A 14,687-nucleotide genomic window follows, 5' to 3' on the forward strand; every position below is an offset into this window, starting at 1 on the left:
TGGGATCCCACGAAACCGCGGCCGGTTTTCCACAGGGCCGCGGAAGCTGAGTTGTCCGGCGCCGGGGCGGCGCGGGATCATCAAGTTAGCAATCGGTGCGTCCCGGGCCTTCGGGGCACACGCGACTGGAGAGGCGCTTCGTGTCCACAACGCTGGTTCACCGGCCCGCCCGCCACACGGTCCCGGACCCCGGTCGGTCGCCGCTGGTGATCGCCACGCCCCCGCAACTGCCGGAGAACCCCCCGGCGGCGGGTTCCTCGGCGATGATCATGATGCCGATCATCACCGGGTCGGGCTCCCTGCTGATGACCATCACGCTCGGCAACCGTCCGCTGTTCGCGGTGATCGGGGCGATGGTCATGATGGCGAGCGTGGCCGTGGGCATCGTGATGTTCGTGGCCCAGCGCAACGGCCCCCGGCGTCGTATCCGCGAGCAGCGCGAGCGGTACCTGGACTACCTCGACCACCTGCGTGAGACGGTCCGCGAGGTCGCGGGGCTGCAGCGGGCGGCGGCCCTGTTCCGGCACCCGGCCCCGCACCTGCTCGCCGGGGCCGCGCGGCTGCCGGCCCGGCGGTGGGAGCGGCGCGTGGGCGACCCCGACTTCCTGCACGTGCGGGTCGGGGAGGGCACCCGGCCCCTGGCCCGGCGGCTGAGCCTGAACATCGACAGGGCCAACCCGCTGGTCGTGTACGACCCCGTCTGCCAGGGCATCGCCGAACAGCTGGTCGACCTGTACGCGGAGGTGGCCGAACAGCCCCTGGTCCTGCCGCTGCGCGAATGCGGGGTGGTCTCGGTCGTGGGCGACCGGGCGGCGGCCCGAGGTGTGGCCCGGGCCGTGGCGGCCCAGCTGGCGACCTTCTCCGCCCCCGGGGACGTGCGCCTGGGCGTGGTGCGCCACCAACGGCTGGTCCCGGAGTGGGACTGGTTCAAGTGGCTGCCGCACAACTCCCTCGACGGTGTCCAGGACGGCCCGCTGCCCGCACGCCTGGTCGCGGCCAACACGGTGGAGATGACCGAGCTGCTGTCCGCGGAGATCGAGCAGCGCACCATCGACCTGCAGCGCAGACGCGGCGCTCCCCCCGGGCCGGGCACCGCGCGGCTGGTCGTGGTCGTGGACGGCGAGTTCCAGGCCACCCTCTCCGGGCTGGCCGCCGAACCGCCGGTGCACTCCCTGGCCGACATCGGCATCCACCTGGTCTTCCTGGTGGGCGAACGCCGCGAGGAGCCCGGGCACGTGGACACCCGCCTGTACGTGGAGGCGGACGGCACCCTCCGGGAGGACCGGGAGACCGTCCGGCAGCCGCCCGGCCAACCCGGCCCGGAGGAGACCGACCCGCCGTTGCGGGGGCGGGCGGACCGGGCCGACCGCGACCAGCTCACCACCCTGGCCCGGACCCTGTCACCGGTGCGGTTGGCCGCGGCCGACAGCGCCGACGCCATGCACGCCACCGTGGGGCTGCCGGAGATCCTCGGGGTGCCCGACGTCGCCCGGCTGGACACGGCGCGGACCTGGAGCCCGCGCGGGACCGGTGACTTCCTGCGGGTCCCGATCGGGGTGGGCCCGGAGGGGAACCCGGTCCTGCTCGACCTCAAGGAGTCGGCCTTCGGCGGGATGGGCCCGCACGGGCTGGTGGTGGGCGCCACCGGTTCGGGCAAGTCCGAGATGCTGCGGACCCTGGTCGCCTCGCTGGTGATCAACCACGGCCCCGAGCAGCTCGCGCTGCTCCTGGTGGACTTCAAGGGCGGGGCGACCTTCGCCGACACCGACCTGCTGCCGCACAGCGCCGGGCTGATCACCAACCTCGCCGACGACGACTCCCTGGTGGAGCGGTTCCGTGAAGCGATGTTCGGTGAGCTGACCCGCCGCCAGCAGGCGCTCAAGGACGCGGGGAACCTGCCGAACCTGCACGCCTACGAGAGCGCGCGAGGCCGCCGCCCGGAGCTGGAACCCCTTCCCCACCTGCTGGTGATCATCGACGAGTTCTCCGAGCTGCTCACCGCGCACCCGGACTTCGCGGAGCTGTTCGTGGCGATCGGCCGGATCGGCCGGTCCATCGGCGTGCACCTGCTGCTGGCCACCCAGCGGCTGGACTCGGGCAAGATCAAGGGCCTGGAGTCGCACCTGTCCTACCGGATCGGTCTGCGCACCTTCTCCGAGGCCGAGAGCCGGGAGGCCATCGGTGTCGGCGACGCCTACCACCTGCCCCCGGAACCGGGGTCCGGCTACCTGAAGGTGGACACCACCGTCTTCGAGCGGTTCAAGGCCGCCATGGTCTCCCAGCCCTACGTGCCGCCCAGCCAGGACCGGGAGGAGGAGGTTCCGCAGGTGCTGCCGCTCATCTCCTTCAACGGGCTGGCGTCCCTGACCCGGCCGCCCGGGTCCGTGACGAATGAGGACACCCGGGACGGTGACGGGGACGGGGAGGAGGCCCCCACGACCCTTCGGGTGACGGTGGACCGGCTCGTGGCCTCGGGTGCGGCACCGGTGCGGCCGGTCTGGCTGGCACCGCTGCCCGCGCTGATGACCCTGGACGGGTTGCTGGAACGGCTGGGCGAGGACCTGACCGGGGCCGACGGGGCCCCGGTGGAACCCGACCCGGCCGAGGCCCGGGCGATCATCGGGCTGGCCGACCTGCCCCGGGACCAGGCGCAGACCGCCGCCGACCTGGACTTCACCGGCGGGGAGAGCAACATCGTGGTGCTGGGCGGCCCGCAGTCCGGCAAGTCCACCCTGCTGCGCACCCTCATCGCCAGCCTGGCCTGGCGCTACCCGCCCGGACGGATCGCGGTGTACGCGATCGACTTCGGCGGCGGGTCGCTGGCTCCGTTCGAGGAGGTGCCGCACGTGGCGGGTGTGGCCGGGCGCTCGGACCTGGAGCGGACGCAGCGGGTCCTGGCCGACGTACGAGGGCTGCTCGACCAGCGCGAACGCGTCTTCCAGCGCTCCCGGTTGGACTCGCCCGCCGACCTGCGCCAGGCCCGGGCCGAGGGCAGGGTGCCCTCGGGGGTCCACGGCGACGTGTACCTGCTCATCGACGGCTGGGCCGGGGTGCGGGAGGCGCTCCCCGACGTGGACGACGTCCTCAACGACATCGTCTCGCGCGGCCCGGCCCTGGGTGTGCACACGGTGCTGACCGCCTCTGCCGGGAACCAGGTCCGCTCCAAGACGCAGTCGCTGTTCGGCGGCAGGTTCGAGCTGCGCCTGACCGACCCCTACGACTCCCAACTGGGCCGCAAGGTCGCCGAGCGGATGCCCAAGGACGTGCCGGGCCGCGGGCTGCGCTCGGACGAGTCGTTCGTACAGGTGGCCCTGCCCCGGTTGGACGGGGTGGCCGAGGACGCCGACCTGGGCGACGGGGTCCGCGAGGCGGTGCGGGTGCTCGCCGAGCGCTGGCCGCACGACCCGGTGCACCGGGTGCGGGTGCTGCCCGCACAGGTTTCCCTGGACGAACTTCTCCCCCGCCACCAGGGCCCCGGCCTGCTCCTGGGGCTCGGCGAGAGCGACCTGGGCCCCTGCCTTTACCGGCCGGACGAGGACCCGCACCTGGTGGTCTACGGCGACCCGCAGACCGGCAAGAGCAACCTGATCCGCACCCTGGTGCGGCAGGTGGCGCAACGGCCCGCCCGCGAGGTGGGCATCGTCATGGTCGACTACCGGCGGGCGCACCTGGGGCTGGTGCCCGAGGACCACCTGCTGGCCTACAGCACCAGCCCCCAGCACACCAGGGGGCTGGCCGGGGAGCTGGCCGGGATGATCCGTCAGCGGCTGCCCGGACCGGAGGTCACCCCCCGCCAACTGCGCGAGCGGAGCTGGTGGGACGGGTTGGAGGTGTTCGTCTTCGTCGACGACCTGGACCTGGTGGCCGGGCGCAGCAACCCGTTGGAGCCGCTGGCGGAGTTCCTCAGCCAGGGGGCCGACCTGGGGCTGCACATGGTCACCGCCAGACGGACCGGTGGCGCCTCGCGGTCGATGTTCGACCCGGTGACGCAGACGATCGTGGACATGGCCACGCCGGGTCTGCTGTTCTCCGGGGACCGGATGGAGGGGCGGCTCGCCAACGGGGTCGCCTCCCGGCGCCTGCCCCAGGGCCGTGCCCTGCTGGCCCGCCGGGGCCGCCCGCCGGAGCAGGTCCAGGTCGCCTGGACCGAACCGGAGGGGTAGAGGCCCCGGGCAGCGCCGTCCCGAAGGTGGAAGGGGCGCCCGCCGGACCGGTGGGCGCCCCTGGGAGGGGCGGCGGGCGAGGGGTTGCCTGCGGGAACCGACGGTCAGTGGCGAGGCCCCGCGCGGCTCAGGCGTTACAGTTCGTTCCCCTGCTGGTGAAGGAGCGCTCGCCCACGGCCGCGGTCACATCGACGCAGAAGCCCTGGGCGGGGATGAGGACCGGCCCGGCGACCGTAGCGGCGGTTTTGTCGTCCCAGCCACGTTCGCCGGTGCCGTCGCTGCGGCGCAGGCCGATGTCGATGTAGGTGGGGCCGCCGTTGGAGACCACGATCGCGCAGTTGTAGCCGTAGTCCGGCTCGTAGAAGACGTGGATCATGCCGCCCGGGTCGCCCGGAACCGGCAGCGGCCAGCCGTCGGCCGGTTGGCTGTACTCGGGTGCGTCGTCCATCGGGTGCGCTGAGTTGCACAGGTCCTGGGGATCAGCGCCCTGCGCGGCGGTGGAGGAGGTCAGCACCAGCCCCGAGGCGATCAGCGCCGTGGCAGCCGCCATCGCCGCCCAGGTCGCGCGACCCTTCCGTGTTCTGGGCACCTCGTCCGTCCTCTCCCTGTCCGCTGTCCGTTCCGGCACCGCTACCACCTCATACAGGCGGGAGCGCTGCGCACACCCGCGCTCTCGGTTCCGCCGGGCCCCAGGGCGGTGACCGTGAAGGAGAAACACCGCTCGTCGCCTCGGGTGAAGGAGTGGGAGGTGGCCCCCGCCCCGGCACTGGCCTCGTTCAGGAACACCGCGCCGTCGCCGTGCGGGGTGATCCGGTACCCCTCGGCGTTGTCGGCGGCCGTCCAGGTGACGGTCACCGTGCTGCCCGAGACGCTGTGGGCGACACCGCTCGGGTCCCCCACCTGCTCTTCGGGCATGGTCACCGAAGCGCTGGTGGCGGACTCACCGGTCACACCGCCGGGGCCGCGCGAGGTAACCGTGAACGTGTAGGTCGCGCCCGCCTGCAGCCCGGTGACCTCCAGTGAGGTCTGTCCGGTGGTGCGGTCGCTGGGCGCGCTCGCGCCGCCCCCGGCGGAGGTGGTGACCAGGTAGTCGACGGCGTTGTCGGCGCCCTCCCAGGTCACGGTCGCGCTCTCGTCGCCGGTCGCCTCCGCCGTGACCGTGCCGGGTGATCCGGGTGCCTCCTGGCTCGGAGTGACCTGGGGTGACTGTGCCGCGGGTCCGGTTCCGTGCTCGTTGGTGGCGCGGACCCGGAACCGGTAGGCGGTGCCGTTGTCCAGACCGGTGATCCGGGTGTGCAGCTCGGAGCCGTCCACGGTGGTCTCGCCGTCCTCCCAGGTGATCTCGTAGGACTCGACGGGAGCGTCCGGGGAGTAGGCCTCGGGCCAGCTCAGCTCGACTTCGCCGTCGCCCGCCTCGGCGGTGACGGGTGTGGGAGCCCCGGGCGGCCCGGTGGACTCCTCGCCGGAGCCCTCACCTTCGCCGGGCCCCTCACCCGGTCCCGTGCCCTGCCCCGGACCCTGGCCTTCGGGGGCGTCACCGCCCTCGGGGTTCCCGCCGGACTGGGGTTCCGTTCCCGGGGACCCCGGTTCAGGTGCGGCTTCGGGGGTGTCGGCACGGACCTCGCCCGGCCCCGGCGGGGCCTCGTCGGTGTCCACCAGGGTGGCCCGGCCCGTCTCGTCCACGACCGCGGCCGCGCCGGTGTCGGGGGCGTTGACGAACAGGCTGCCCTCGCGGGCGTCCAGCTCCAGCGCGCCCTCCGCGCCCGGCAGGGTGACAGTGTCGAGTTCGCGGCCGTCGGGTGCGTAGGAGCGGACCACACCCTCCTCGTCGAAGGGGACGTAGACGCGTCCGGAGAACGGCACCGCGATCCCGCCGCCCGGTTGGCCCACCGGGAAGTAACTGGTCTCGGCGGCACCGTAGGGGTGCAGGAGGGTGACGATCCCGTCGTCCTCGGTCTTGGTGACGGCGGCCATGTCCCCGCGGGTACGGGCCGGCATGGCCGAGTCGTCCATCGGCGCGGGCATGGTGACCATCACGGGGTCGTCCCCGTCGCGCATGGCCACGACCTGTTCGCTGCCCCGGTCGACGGCCAGCGCGCCGTCATCGAAGACCGTGACGCCGATATCGGCCCCCGGGGAGGCCACCGCGACCGTCTGGGTGACGGCGGCCTCCCCGTCGGTGACCCTGATCCCGACGGCGTGCCCCTGCGCGGGCGCGCCCACCCACAGGGTGTCGGAGTCGTCGAAGGCTCCGCCGACCAGCGGCCCCTCCAGGGTCAGGGAGGCGCCGGTGGCCTGGAGCGTGGCGGGGTCCACGGCCCTGATCTCGCCGCCCTCGCGGTCGATCACCACGGCGGACTCCCGGCCGAGCACCACCCCGAAGTCGCCGGACCCCAGTTCGAGCTTGCCGGAGAAGCCGAGCTCGTTGAGGTCGACCGAGGTCACCTTGCCCGTCTCGGGGTCGGTGAGGATCAGGTAGTCGTCGTTCTGTTCCACCTCGACACGGCCGCCCCCGGCCTCGGGGAGGGAGGCGACCAGGTCGATCTCCGCGTTGTTGCCGTTGACGCGGACCGCCTCGCCGGCCGGGGCGCTCCACAGCCAGGCGGCGCCGTCGGAAACCTCGTCCGAGCGGCCCAGGGCCCCGACCCCGAAGGCGGTGCTGACCAGCGCGGTCGCCATGAGGCTGAGGACCAGGCCCGAGGATCCGGCGCGGGTGCGCCGGGCGAGGGTTCCGAGCAGGCGGCGTGAACGGCTCCGTTCGGCCGGGTCGGTACCGCTCGATGCCGTCTGGCGGCTCGCCATCCACGTTCTCCTTCGCCTACCGCGGGCGCGTCCGGCCTCCGGAGACAGGGGAGGTGGGATCGGTTTCGCTTGTGTTCGGGGCCCGCGGGGGACGGGCATCTGTACGAAACCAGACAGTCGATGCGGCGTCAACGCGCCCGGGAACGGTCCGGTTCACCCGCTCTGGGATGCGCCCGACCCGCTTTCCGGTTCTCGCCCGACCCCGGAAATCCGCGCCGTTTCGGGGCCCCGCCGTCCACCGCGGGGCGGTGCGCTCAGTCGAGGAAGAGCTCGCCGATGACCTCCCCGTCGTTCACCCGGCCGGTCCTGCGGAAGCCGAGCGCCAGGTAGAAGTCCTCCGGGCTGCCCTCCCCCGGTACCCAGGAGACCGTGACCCGCGAGATCCCCCGGTCCCGGGCCTCGGTGAGGACCCCCTGCACCGCGAAGCGGCCGTAGCCCCTGCCCTGGTGTCCCTCCCCGATGTTCAGCCGCCAGATCTCGGCCCGGAAGTCGGGGTCCTCCTCCTCGGGATCGAAGCCGACCATGACGAAGCCCACGGCCTCGTCGCCGTCCATGAGCAGGCGGGGCCATGCGGTGTCACGGGCGGCGTAGGCCTGGGCGAGGGAGCGTTCGACCGAGGCGACGAACCTGTGCTGGTCGTCGCGGACGCGCACCCCGAGTGCGGCGTCGACGTTGTCGGGAGTGATCTCCACCAGACGCGGAGCGGGGGGTTCTGTCATACGGGGGACCCTACGGCCGGTTCCGCCCGCCACACCATCCGTTTTCGCCGGCTTCGAGCCGTCCCGGCGGTCGGGTGCAGAGCCGGGGCTCAGGTACCCGGACGGGAGAGGACGCGGTCGACGTCGAATCGCTCGGGGGCGGTGAGCGGCGCACCCGATCCCTCACGGAGCCGAGCGGCCTCGGTGAGCAGGTCGGCGGCCCGGTCCGGCTCCCCGGCCAGGGCGTGCGCCCCGGCCAACCCTTCGAGCGCGGCGGCGACCGCACGGGGGTCACCGCTGGCCTCGGCGTCGGCCCGGGCCAGAGTGTGCAGGTCCAGGGCGGCCGCGGCGTCTCCGCGCTGTTCAGCGACGTACCCCAGCTGGGTGCGCAGGAACGCCGTTCCGACGTGGCTGCCCGTGCGCAGGTTCCAGTCCACCCAGCGGCGCAGGAGGCGTTCGGCGTGGTCGAGGTCGCCGCGGCGACGGGCTGCCAGGACGGTTCCGGCGTCGGCGAACTGTTCGGCGCCCGCGTCGGAGTGCTCCGCGGCCAGGGCGGCGGCCCGGGCGTGCAGAACATCGGCCCGGTCCAGGTCACCGCGGAGCAGGGCCACTCGGCCCAGCCCGGACAGGGCGAGGGTGACGTTGCCCCACAGACGCAGTTCCTCGGCCAGGCGCAGGCTGCGCTCGTGGTGGGCAGCGACGCCGTCCAGGTCGCCGAGGGACTCCAGTGCCTGAGCGAGGGCGTCGGTGGCCTGGAGGGCACCCCAGCTGTCACCGAGTTCCCGTAGTGCGCTCTCCGCCCGCCGCGCCGCGTCCAGTGCCCCGGCGATGTCGCCCCGGCCGAGTGCGGCGTAGGCCAGGGTGACCCGGGAGACCTCGACACCCCAGCGGTCCCCGGTCTCGATGGCCGCCTCGTGGGCGGCCCGCACGCGGGCAGCGGCCAGGCCCCGGTCGCCCAACCCCCATCGGAGGTGTTCGATCAGCCAGGCGAGCCGGGCGCGGACGACCGGGTCGGTGACCCGGTCCAGGTGTTCGGGCACACGGGCGCGGCGGTGCGTTTCGTCGTCGGTGGCGGGTACGGCGAAGGCGGTCCGCCACAGGTCGGCCTCGGCGCGGGCGGAGGCGGTCCCGCCGGGCAGATCGAGTGCCCGGTCCAGGGCCAGCCGTGCCTGTCCGGAACGTCCGCGCAGGTAGCGATGCCAGCAGGAGGCCACGGCCAGACGCAGGGCCAGGTCGGTGTCGCCGACACGGACGGCGTGGTCCAGGGCGGTGTTCAGGTTGGCGGCCTCCCGGTCCAGACGGTCGAGCCAGCGGCGCTGGTCGGGGCCGCGCAGGTGGGTGTCGGCCCGGGCGGCGAGGTCGGCGAGGTGGCGGGCGTGCCGGTCCTGGACCCGGGGCTGGTCACCGGAGGCGGCCAGGTGTTCCAGGGAGTAGGCGGCCACGGACTCCAGGAGGCGGTAGCGGGTGCGGGCGGGATGGGCCTCGACGGTGACGAGGGAGCGGTCGGCCAGGGCGCCGACCAGGTCCAGGACCGCGTTCGGAGGCACAGGGGGCACGTTCGCCGGCCCCTCGCCCTCCTCGGGCCCCTCCCCCGGTTCCGGCCCGGAGCAGACGGCCCCGGCGGTGTCCGGTTCGCAACCGTCCGCGGTCACGGCCAGGCGGGACAGGACGGCCCGTTCGGTCGGATCGAGCGGCTCCCAACTCCAGTCGATCACCGCACGCAGGGTGCGCTGACGGGCGGGGGCGTCGCGGCGGCCGCTGCCGAGCAGGGCGAACCGGTCGTCCAGCCGGGCCACGACCTCGTCGATGCCCAGGTGGCGCAGGCGGGTCGCGGCCAGTTCCAGGGCCAGCGGGATACCGTCCAGTCGGCGGCAGACGGTAACGACGGCGGGGGCGCTCTCGGGGCCCAGGAAGAAGGTGGAGCGGGCCGCGCGGGCGCGGGCGGCGAAGAGCTGGACCGCGCCCGAGGCGGCGAGTTCGTCGGGGTCGGTGGCCCCCGGGGCGGGCAGGTCGAGCGGGGGCACCGCGTACAGGTGTTCTCCCGCCACGTCGAGGGGTATCCGGCCGGTGGCGAGGACGCGCAGGTGGGGCAGGGCGCCCAGCAGGTGGGAGACCAGGGCGGCCACGGGCGCGACGACGTGTTCGTGGTTGTCCAGCACGAGGAGGGCGCGCCGCCCCCTGAGCAGCGCCACGATCCGAGCCAGCTCTTCGGGCCCCTCGCCGGTGTGCCCGTCCCGAGCCCCGAGGGTGGCGGCCAGGAGGGGCACGGGGTCACCGCCGGGGGCGAGTCCGGCCAGTTCGACCAGCCAGGCGCCGTCCCCGGCAACGGACACTTCGCTCTCGGGCTCTCCCCCGGAGCTGAGCGCCGCCCCGGCTGCCAGGGCGAGGCGGGTCTTTCCGACGCCGCCCGGTCCGGTCAGGGTGACGAGCCGGTGTTCGGTGAGCAGGGTGCCGAGTTCCCGGAGGGGACGGTCCCGGCCGATCAGGGCGTCCACGGGTTCGGGCAGGCGTCCGGGCGGCGGGGCGGGGCGGGGCGCGGGGTCCAGCGCGGGGTCGCGGACGAGCATGGCTCGGTGCAGAGCCGACAGCTCCGGTCCGGGGTCCGCCCCCAGCTCCTCGGCGAGGCGGGAGCGCAGGCGCGTGTAGGCGGCCAGTGCCTCGGCGTGGCGTCCGGCCCCGTGCAGGGCGCGTAGGTGGGCGGCGTGCAGGCGTTCACGGTAGGGGTGGAGGGCCACCGCGTCGGTGAGATCGGCGGCCAGAGCGCTGTGCTCGCCCAGTTCCAGGCGGGTTTCGGCGAGGTCCTCCAGGGCGCTCAGGCGCATCTGCTCCCAGCGGGTCAGCTCGGTCCAGCGGTCCTCGGCCGGACCGGGCCCGGCGTGGGTGAACTCGGCCAGTGCCGGGCCGCGCCACAGGTCCAGGGCCTGGGAGAGGCGGTCTGCGCGGGTGCGGGGGTCGGTGGCACGGGCGGCCTGGTCGAGGAGGTCCTCGAAGAGTACGGCGTCGAGGTGGTCGGTAGCCAGGAGGTAGCCGGGGGGACGGTGGCGGACCAGGGCACGGGCGCCCGGTTCGGCAGCGTCCAGAGTGCCGCGCAGCTGGGAGATCCGGGCCTGGAGGACTGCGGCGGGACGGGCGGGCGGGGTGTCGCCCCACAGGTGGTCCACGAGTCGGTCGACGGAGACAGGACGGCCCCGGGCCAGGAGCAGGTGGACGAGCAGGGCGCGGACCTTGGTGTCGGGGACCCGGACGGGTTCGCCGTGGTCGGTCAGCGCCGACAGTGGACCGAGGACCCCGAATCGCATGCCCTCACCGTAGCGGGGGCGGAACGGTTCCCGTACTCGCGACGCCCTTCTCCCCCGCCGCCGTCGGGCTTTCGAGGGCCCACCCGTAGCGGAGCCGTGGCGAACCCGTGGCGGTGCCCGGCAGCGTGGGGACGACCGGTCGAGGCGGTCACCGGGCCGCCCGCGGAAGGGAACAGGAGAGTTCGGACATGGGTGTCTACGAGGGCAAGCGGGCCGTGGTGGTCGGCGGGACGCACGGTATGGGCCTGGGCGTGGTCGAGGAACTCCTGGCCGGCGGGGCTCAGGTCCTGCTGACCGGTAACAACGAGGAGAACCTGGCGGAGGTACGGGGCAGGTTCGGGCCCCGGGCACAGGCGGTGCGCGCGGACGCCGCCCGGGTCGGGGACGCGGACGTGCTGGCCGAGACGGTGCGCCAGACCCTGGGCGGGGTCGACTTCCTGCACGTGAACGTGGGTGTGGCCGCGGCGGAGCCGTTCACAGAGGTCTCAGAGGAGACCTACGAGTGGATGTTCGGGATCAACGCCCGGGGCGCGTACTTCACCGTGCAGAGGCTGGCGCCGCTGCTCGCCGAGGGCGGCTCGGTCGTGTTCACGACGTCGGTCACCAACGCCACCGGAACGGCCGGTCTGAGCGTGTACACCGGCGCCAAGGCGGCGGTGGCGGGGTTCGCCCGGAGCTTCGCGGCCGAACTGCTGCCGCGCGGGGTCCGGGTCAACAGCGTTGCTCCCGGATTCATCCACACGCGTTCGGGCGGGTTCACCGGTGCCTCCGAGGAGGAACGCGCCGCCATCGCCGCCGCCGGTGACCAGGCCACTCCGATGGGCCGCCACGGGACGGTGGCCGAGGTGGCGCGGGCGGTGCTGTTCCTGGGCTTCGAGGCGACCTTCACCACCGGTGCGGAGCTGCCTGTGGACGGTGGTATCGGCCCCGCCCTCCAGGGTCTCGCCTGAGGGGAGTTGCCGGATCGCGGGGGCTTGACGCCATGGCCGACGGTCCCGGTAGGAACACCGCCACCGTCACCCTCGACCCTCCCGGTGGGGACGGCCTCAGTGACAGGTTCGGGGGACGGAGCCCATCCCGCCCTCGCCGTGCGCCTCGGGGAGTTCGAGGGCACTCCCGAGGGGCACGGCGCCCCCGGACTGTCGGCACCGGAAACTAGGGTGACCGTCACCACAGGACACGATCCCGGAAGGCCGAGCCATGGTCACAAACGACCCCCGCGCCGAAGCCCTGACCGACGACGCCCCCGGTTCCTGGGAGGAGGTGCTCGGCCACCTGGCGGAGGTGAGCGGGACGTACTGGCTGACCCTGCCCCGGGAGGGCGGGACCCCGCACACCCGGCCGCTGCTGGCGGTGTGGGTGGCCGGGCGGCCGTACTTCGCCTGCGGTGACGGAACGAAGAAGGCCCGGCTGCTCGCGGCCTCGCCCCGGGTGAGCCTGGCGGTGTCCACCGGCCTCCTGGACGTGGTGGTCGAAGGGCGGGTCGAGCGGATACGGGACGAGGACCGGGTGAAGGAGGTGGCCGGGGCCTACCCCGTCGTGTACGGGTGGCCGCCGGTCGCCGAGGGCGACCTGTTGACCGGCCCCGACGGCGCCCCGACCGCCGGTCCTCCGCCCTACGCGGTGTACGGGATCGTCCCCGGGACCGGCTACGCCTTCCCCACCGGCGACGTCGGCCACGGAGCCACCCGGTGGCGGTTCGGGCCGCAGGAGGAACGGTTCGGGGACGTGAGGTGACCGATGCGCCCCTGCGCCGAGCCCCCGAACCGCCCCGGGGGCCGGAAACCGGGTGAGGAAGGGGGATCGGCGGGTAAAGGTCCCTAGGGAACCCGCAGCACCGAGAACCCCGACGACCACCTACCGCCCCACCCCCCAGGAGGTAGCAGTGCGCACCAGCATCGTCCTTTCGGTACTCGTCCTGCTCTGGTTGGCGATCGGGCTGGCCGCCGCCGTCCAGCGCGGCTACTTCAGTACCTCGGAGGCCTCCTGTTCGACGCTGGGCAGCACCGTGGTGACCGTCTTCGTCGGTCCGCTGAACTATCTCGGCGTCAACCCGACCGTCGAGTGCCCGCCCGTCCCCGAACCCTCCGAGTAGCCCGCGTCAGGCCGCACGCGCTCCGGCGGGGCGCGTGCGGCCTGACGGTGGCGGCCCGAGCCACCTGCCCCGGGTCGTTCACGACCGGGTGGTCGAGGACAGCAACGCGCCGGAGGCCGGATCCTCCCGGGGACACCAGGAAACATGCCGTGTCGGACTTCGTCACCTGATCACACCGCGACACGCCCTTTTCGGACTCGCCCGCGAACCTCCTGGCCCGGGCCGGTCGAGCCGGACAGACTCTGTATCGCCCAGCTCAGTGTCACCCAGTTATCGGAGTCCATGTGCAAGCCCAGTGGCCAGGGGTCGGCGCCCTTGTGAACAAGTGGAACGCCGCGCGGAGCGCCCGTGCGCGAAGGAAGGAGGCCGAACCCGTCGACGAGGCCCCGGACCCCCGGGGCCCGGAAACCCAGACCCCGGAAACCCAGGACGACGCGCGCGCCGGCGACCTGCTGCGCACGGTCAGCGACACCGCCTGGCGAATCCTGGTCATCGGCGTACTGGCAGGCCTGGTGGTCTACGCGGTCGCCTACCTGTCGGTGGTCACCCTGCCGCTGATCATCGCGGTCTTCCTCACCGCGCTGCTCATGCCGCTGGCCAACTGGCTGCGCCGTCCCAACCCGATCAAACGCTCGGGGCTGGGCCGGGGGTCCTCCACCGCCATCACCCTGCTGATCGCGCTGGTGGTCTACAGCGCGGCCATCACCCTGATCGTGACCCCCGCCGTCGCGGGTTTCGAGGACCTGGTGGACAGCGTCAACAGCGCCGTCGACCAACTCCAGGCCATGGACCTGCCCTTCGGCCTGAACCCGGCGCTGCTCACCGAGGCGATCGACAGCGCCTGGGCCGAGACCCAGTCCCTGATCACCGAGAACACCAACCAGATCCTCACCGGCGCGTGGACGGCGACCACCGCCGTGACCCGGGTCGTGCTCGGTATCGTGCTGATCATCGTCCTGACCATCTACTTCGTACACTCGGGCGACAAACTCATGGACTGGATCACCAGCCTGCTGCCGCCCCCCTCCCGCCCGGGTCTGCGCCACGGCGCACGGGTCTCCTACCGGGTGATGGGCAGCTACGTGCGCGGGGTGGCCCTGGTGGGTGTCTTCGACGCGTTGGGCATCGGTATCGTGCTGTTCCTGCTCATCGACCCAGCTCTGGCGGTCCCGCTGATCGTGCTCACCTTCGTGGGCGCGTTCCTGCCGATCATCGGCGCCTTCCTGAGCGGGCTCCTGGCCGTTCTGGTGGCTCTGGTGACCGAGAACTGGATCGTGGCCCTGGTGGTGCTGGCCGCGGTGATCGTCGTGCAGCAGTTGGAGAGCAACGTGTTCGCGCCGCGGATCTACGGGCAGGCCCTGGAACTGCCCTCGGCCGTGGTGCTGGTCGTTCTCACGGTCGGCGGGATCCTGGGCGGGGTCACGGGCCTGTTCCTGGCCACCCCGATCGCTGCGGTACTCGCCGCGCTCCTGCGCAACCGCCCGGGTCCGCACCGGGAGAAGACCCCCCGGGGAGCGGACGGCGAGGGGGAACCGGAGCGGGCCAGGACCGGGCCGGGCGCGGACGAACCGCCCTCCGGCCCGACCGCCGAGCGGTCCTGAACCACGGCCCCGTCCGGAGCCCGGGTGGG

At 73.4% G+C, this 14,687-nt stretch carries 9 protein-coding genes; 5 read left to right on the forward strand and 4 right to left on the reverse strand.

Features of this window, described 5'->3' with window-relative positions:
- Nucleotides 1-263 precede the first annotated feature (263 nt).
- Nucleotides 264-4,163, forward strand: coding sequence for a type VII secretion protein EccCa (gene eccCa / locus IE195_RS11045; protein ID WP_229826175.1), 3,900 nt, complete (start codon nucleotides 264-266; stop codon nucleotides 4,161-4,163).
- Nucleotides 4,164-4,290: 127 nt separating this feature from the next.
- Here eccCa and IE195_RS11050 read toward each other — a convergent pair whose 3' ends face one another.
- The 4 genes from IE195_RS11050 to IE195_RS11065 all read right to left on the reverse strand — a co-directional run bounded on the left by IE195_RS11050 (nucleotide 4,291) and on the right by IE195_RS11065 (nucleotide 10,962).
- Nucleotides 4,291-4,752 carry a hypothetical protein gene (locus IE195_RS11050; RefSeq protein WP_229826163.1) on the reverse strand — a complete coding sequence of 154 codons (462 nt, stop codon included), beginning with the start codon at nucleotides 4,750-4,752 and terminating at the stop codon, nucleotides 4,291-4,293.
- A 41-nt stretch (nucleotides 4,753-4,793) separates the two neighbouring features.
- Nucleotides 4,794-6,965 (reverse strand): fibronectin type III domain-containing protein, encoded by a 2,172-nt coding sequence (locus IE195_RS11055; protein ID WP_191270220.1) that lies wholly within the window; start codon nucleotides 6,963-6,965, stop codon nucleotides 4,794-4,796.
- A gap of 254 nt (nucleotides 6,966-7,219) precedes the next feature.
- A complete protein-coding gene (locus tag IE195_RS11060; protein WP_191270222.1) occupies nucleotides 7,220-7,684 on the reverse strand; it encodes a GNAT family N-acetyltransferase in 465 nt (154 codons plus the stop codon).
- A gap of 89 nt (nucleotides 7,685-7,773) precedes the next feature.
- Nucleotides 7,774-10,962 carry an AfsR/SARP family transcriptional regulator gene (locus IE195_RS11065; protein WP_191270224.1) on the reverse strand — a complete coding sequence of 1,063 codons (3,189 nt, stop codon included), beginning with the start codon at nucleotides 10,960-10,962 and terminating at the stop codon, nucleotides 7,774-7,776.
- Between the two features lie 188 nt (nucleotides 10,963-11,150).
- Between IE195_RS11065 and IE195_RS11070 the strand changes: the two genes are divergently transcribed.
- The 4 genes from IE195_RS11070 to IE195_RS11085 all read left to right on the forward strand — a co-directional run bounded on the left by IE195_RS11070 (nucleotide 11,151) and on the right by IE195_RS11085 (nucleotide 14,658).
- Nucleotides 11,151-11,912: an SDR family oxidoreductase gene (locus tag IE195_RS11070; RefSeq protein ID WP_191270226.1), complete on the forward strand. Its 762-nt coding sequence runs from the start codon at nucleotides 11,151-11,153 to the stop codon at nucleotides 11,910-11,912.
- Nucleotides 11,913-12,162: 250 nt separating this feature from the next.
- The gene (locus IE195_RS11075) at nucleotides 12,163-12,699 is read left to right on the forward strand and encodes a pyridoxamine 5'-phosphate oxidase family protein (protein WP_191270228.1); all 537 of its coding nucleotides are present in this window, start codon (nucleotides 12,163-12,165) and stop codon (nucleotides 12,697-12,699) included.
- A gap of 148 nt (nucleotides 12,700-12,847) precedes the next feature.
- A complete protein-coding gene (locus tag IE195_RS11080; protein ID WP_191270229.1) occupies nucleotides 12,848-13,057 on the forward strand; it encodes a hypothetical protein in 210 nt (69 codons plus the stop codon).
- A 317-nt stretch (nucleotides 13,058-13,374) separates the two neighbouring features.
- Entirely contained in the window at nucleotides 13,375-14,658 is a 1,284-nt protein-coding gene (locus IE195_RS11085) for an AI-2E family transporter (RefSeq protein ID WP_229826164.1), read from the forward strand.
- Nucleotides 14,659-14,687 lie beyond the last annotated feature (29 nt).

This window comes from Nocardiopsis terrae, from assembly GCF_014651695.1.
In the GTDB taxonomy this organism is placed as follows: domain Bacteria; phylum Actinomycetota; class Actinomycetes; order Streptosporangiales; family Streptosporangiaceae; genus Nocardiopsis; species Nocardiopsis terrae.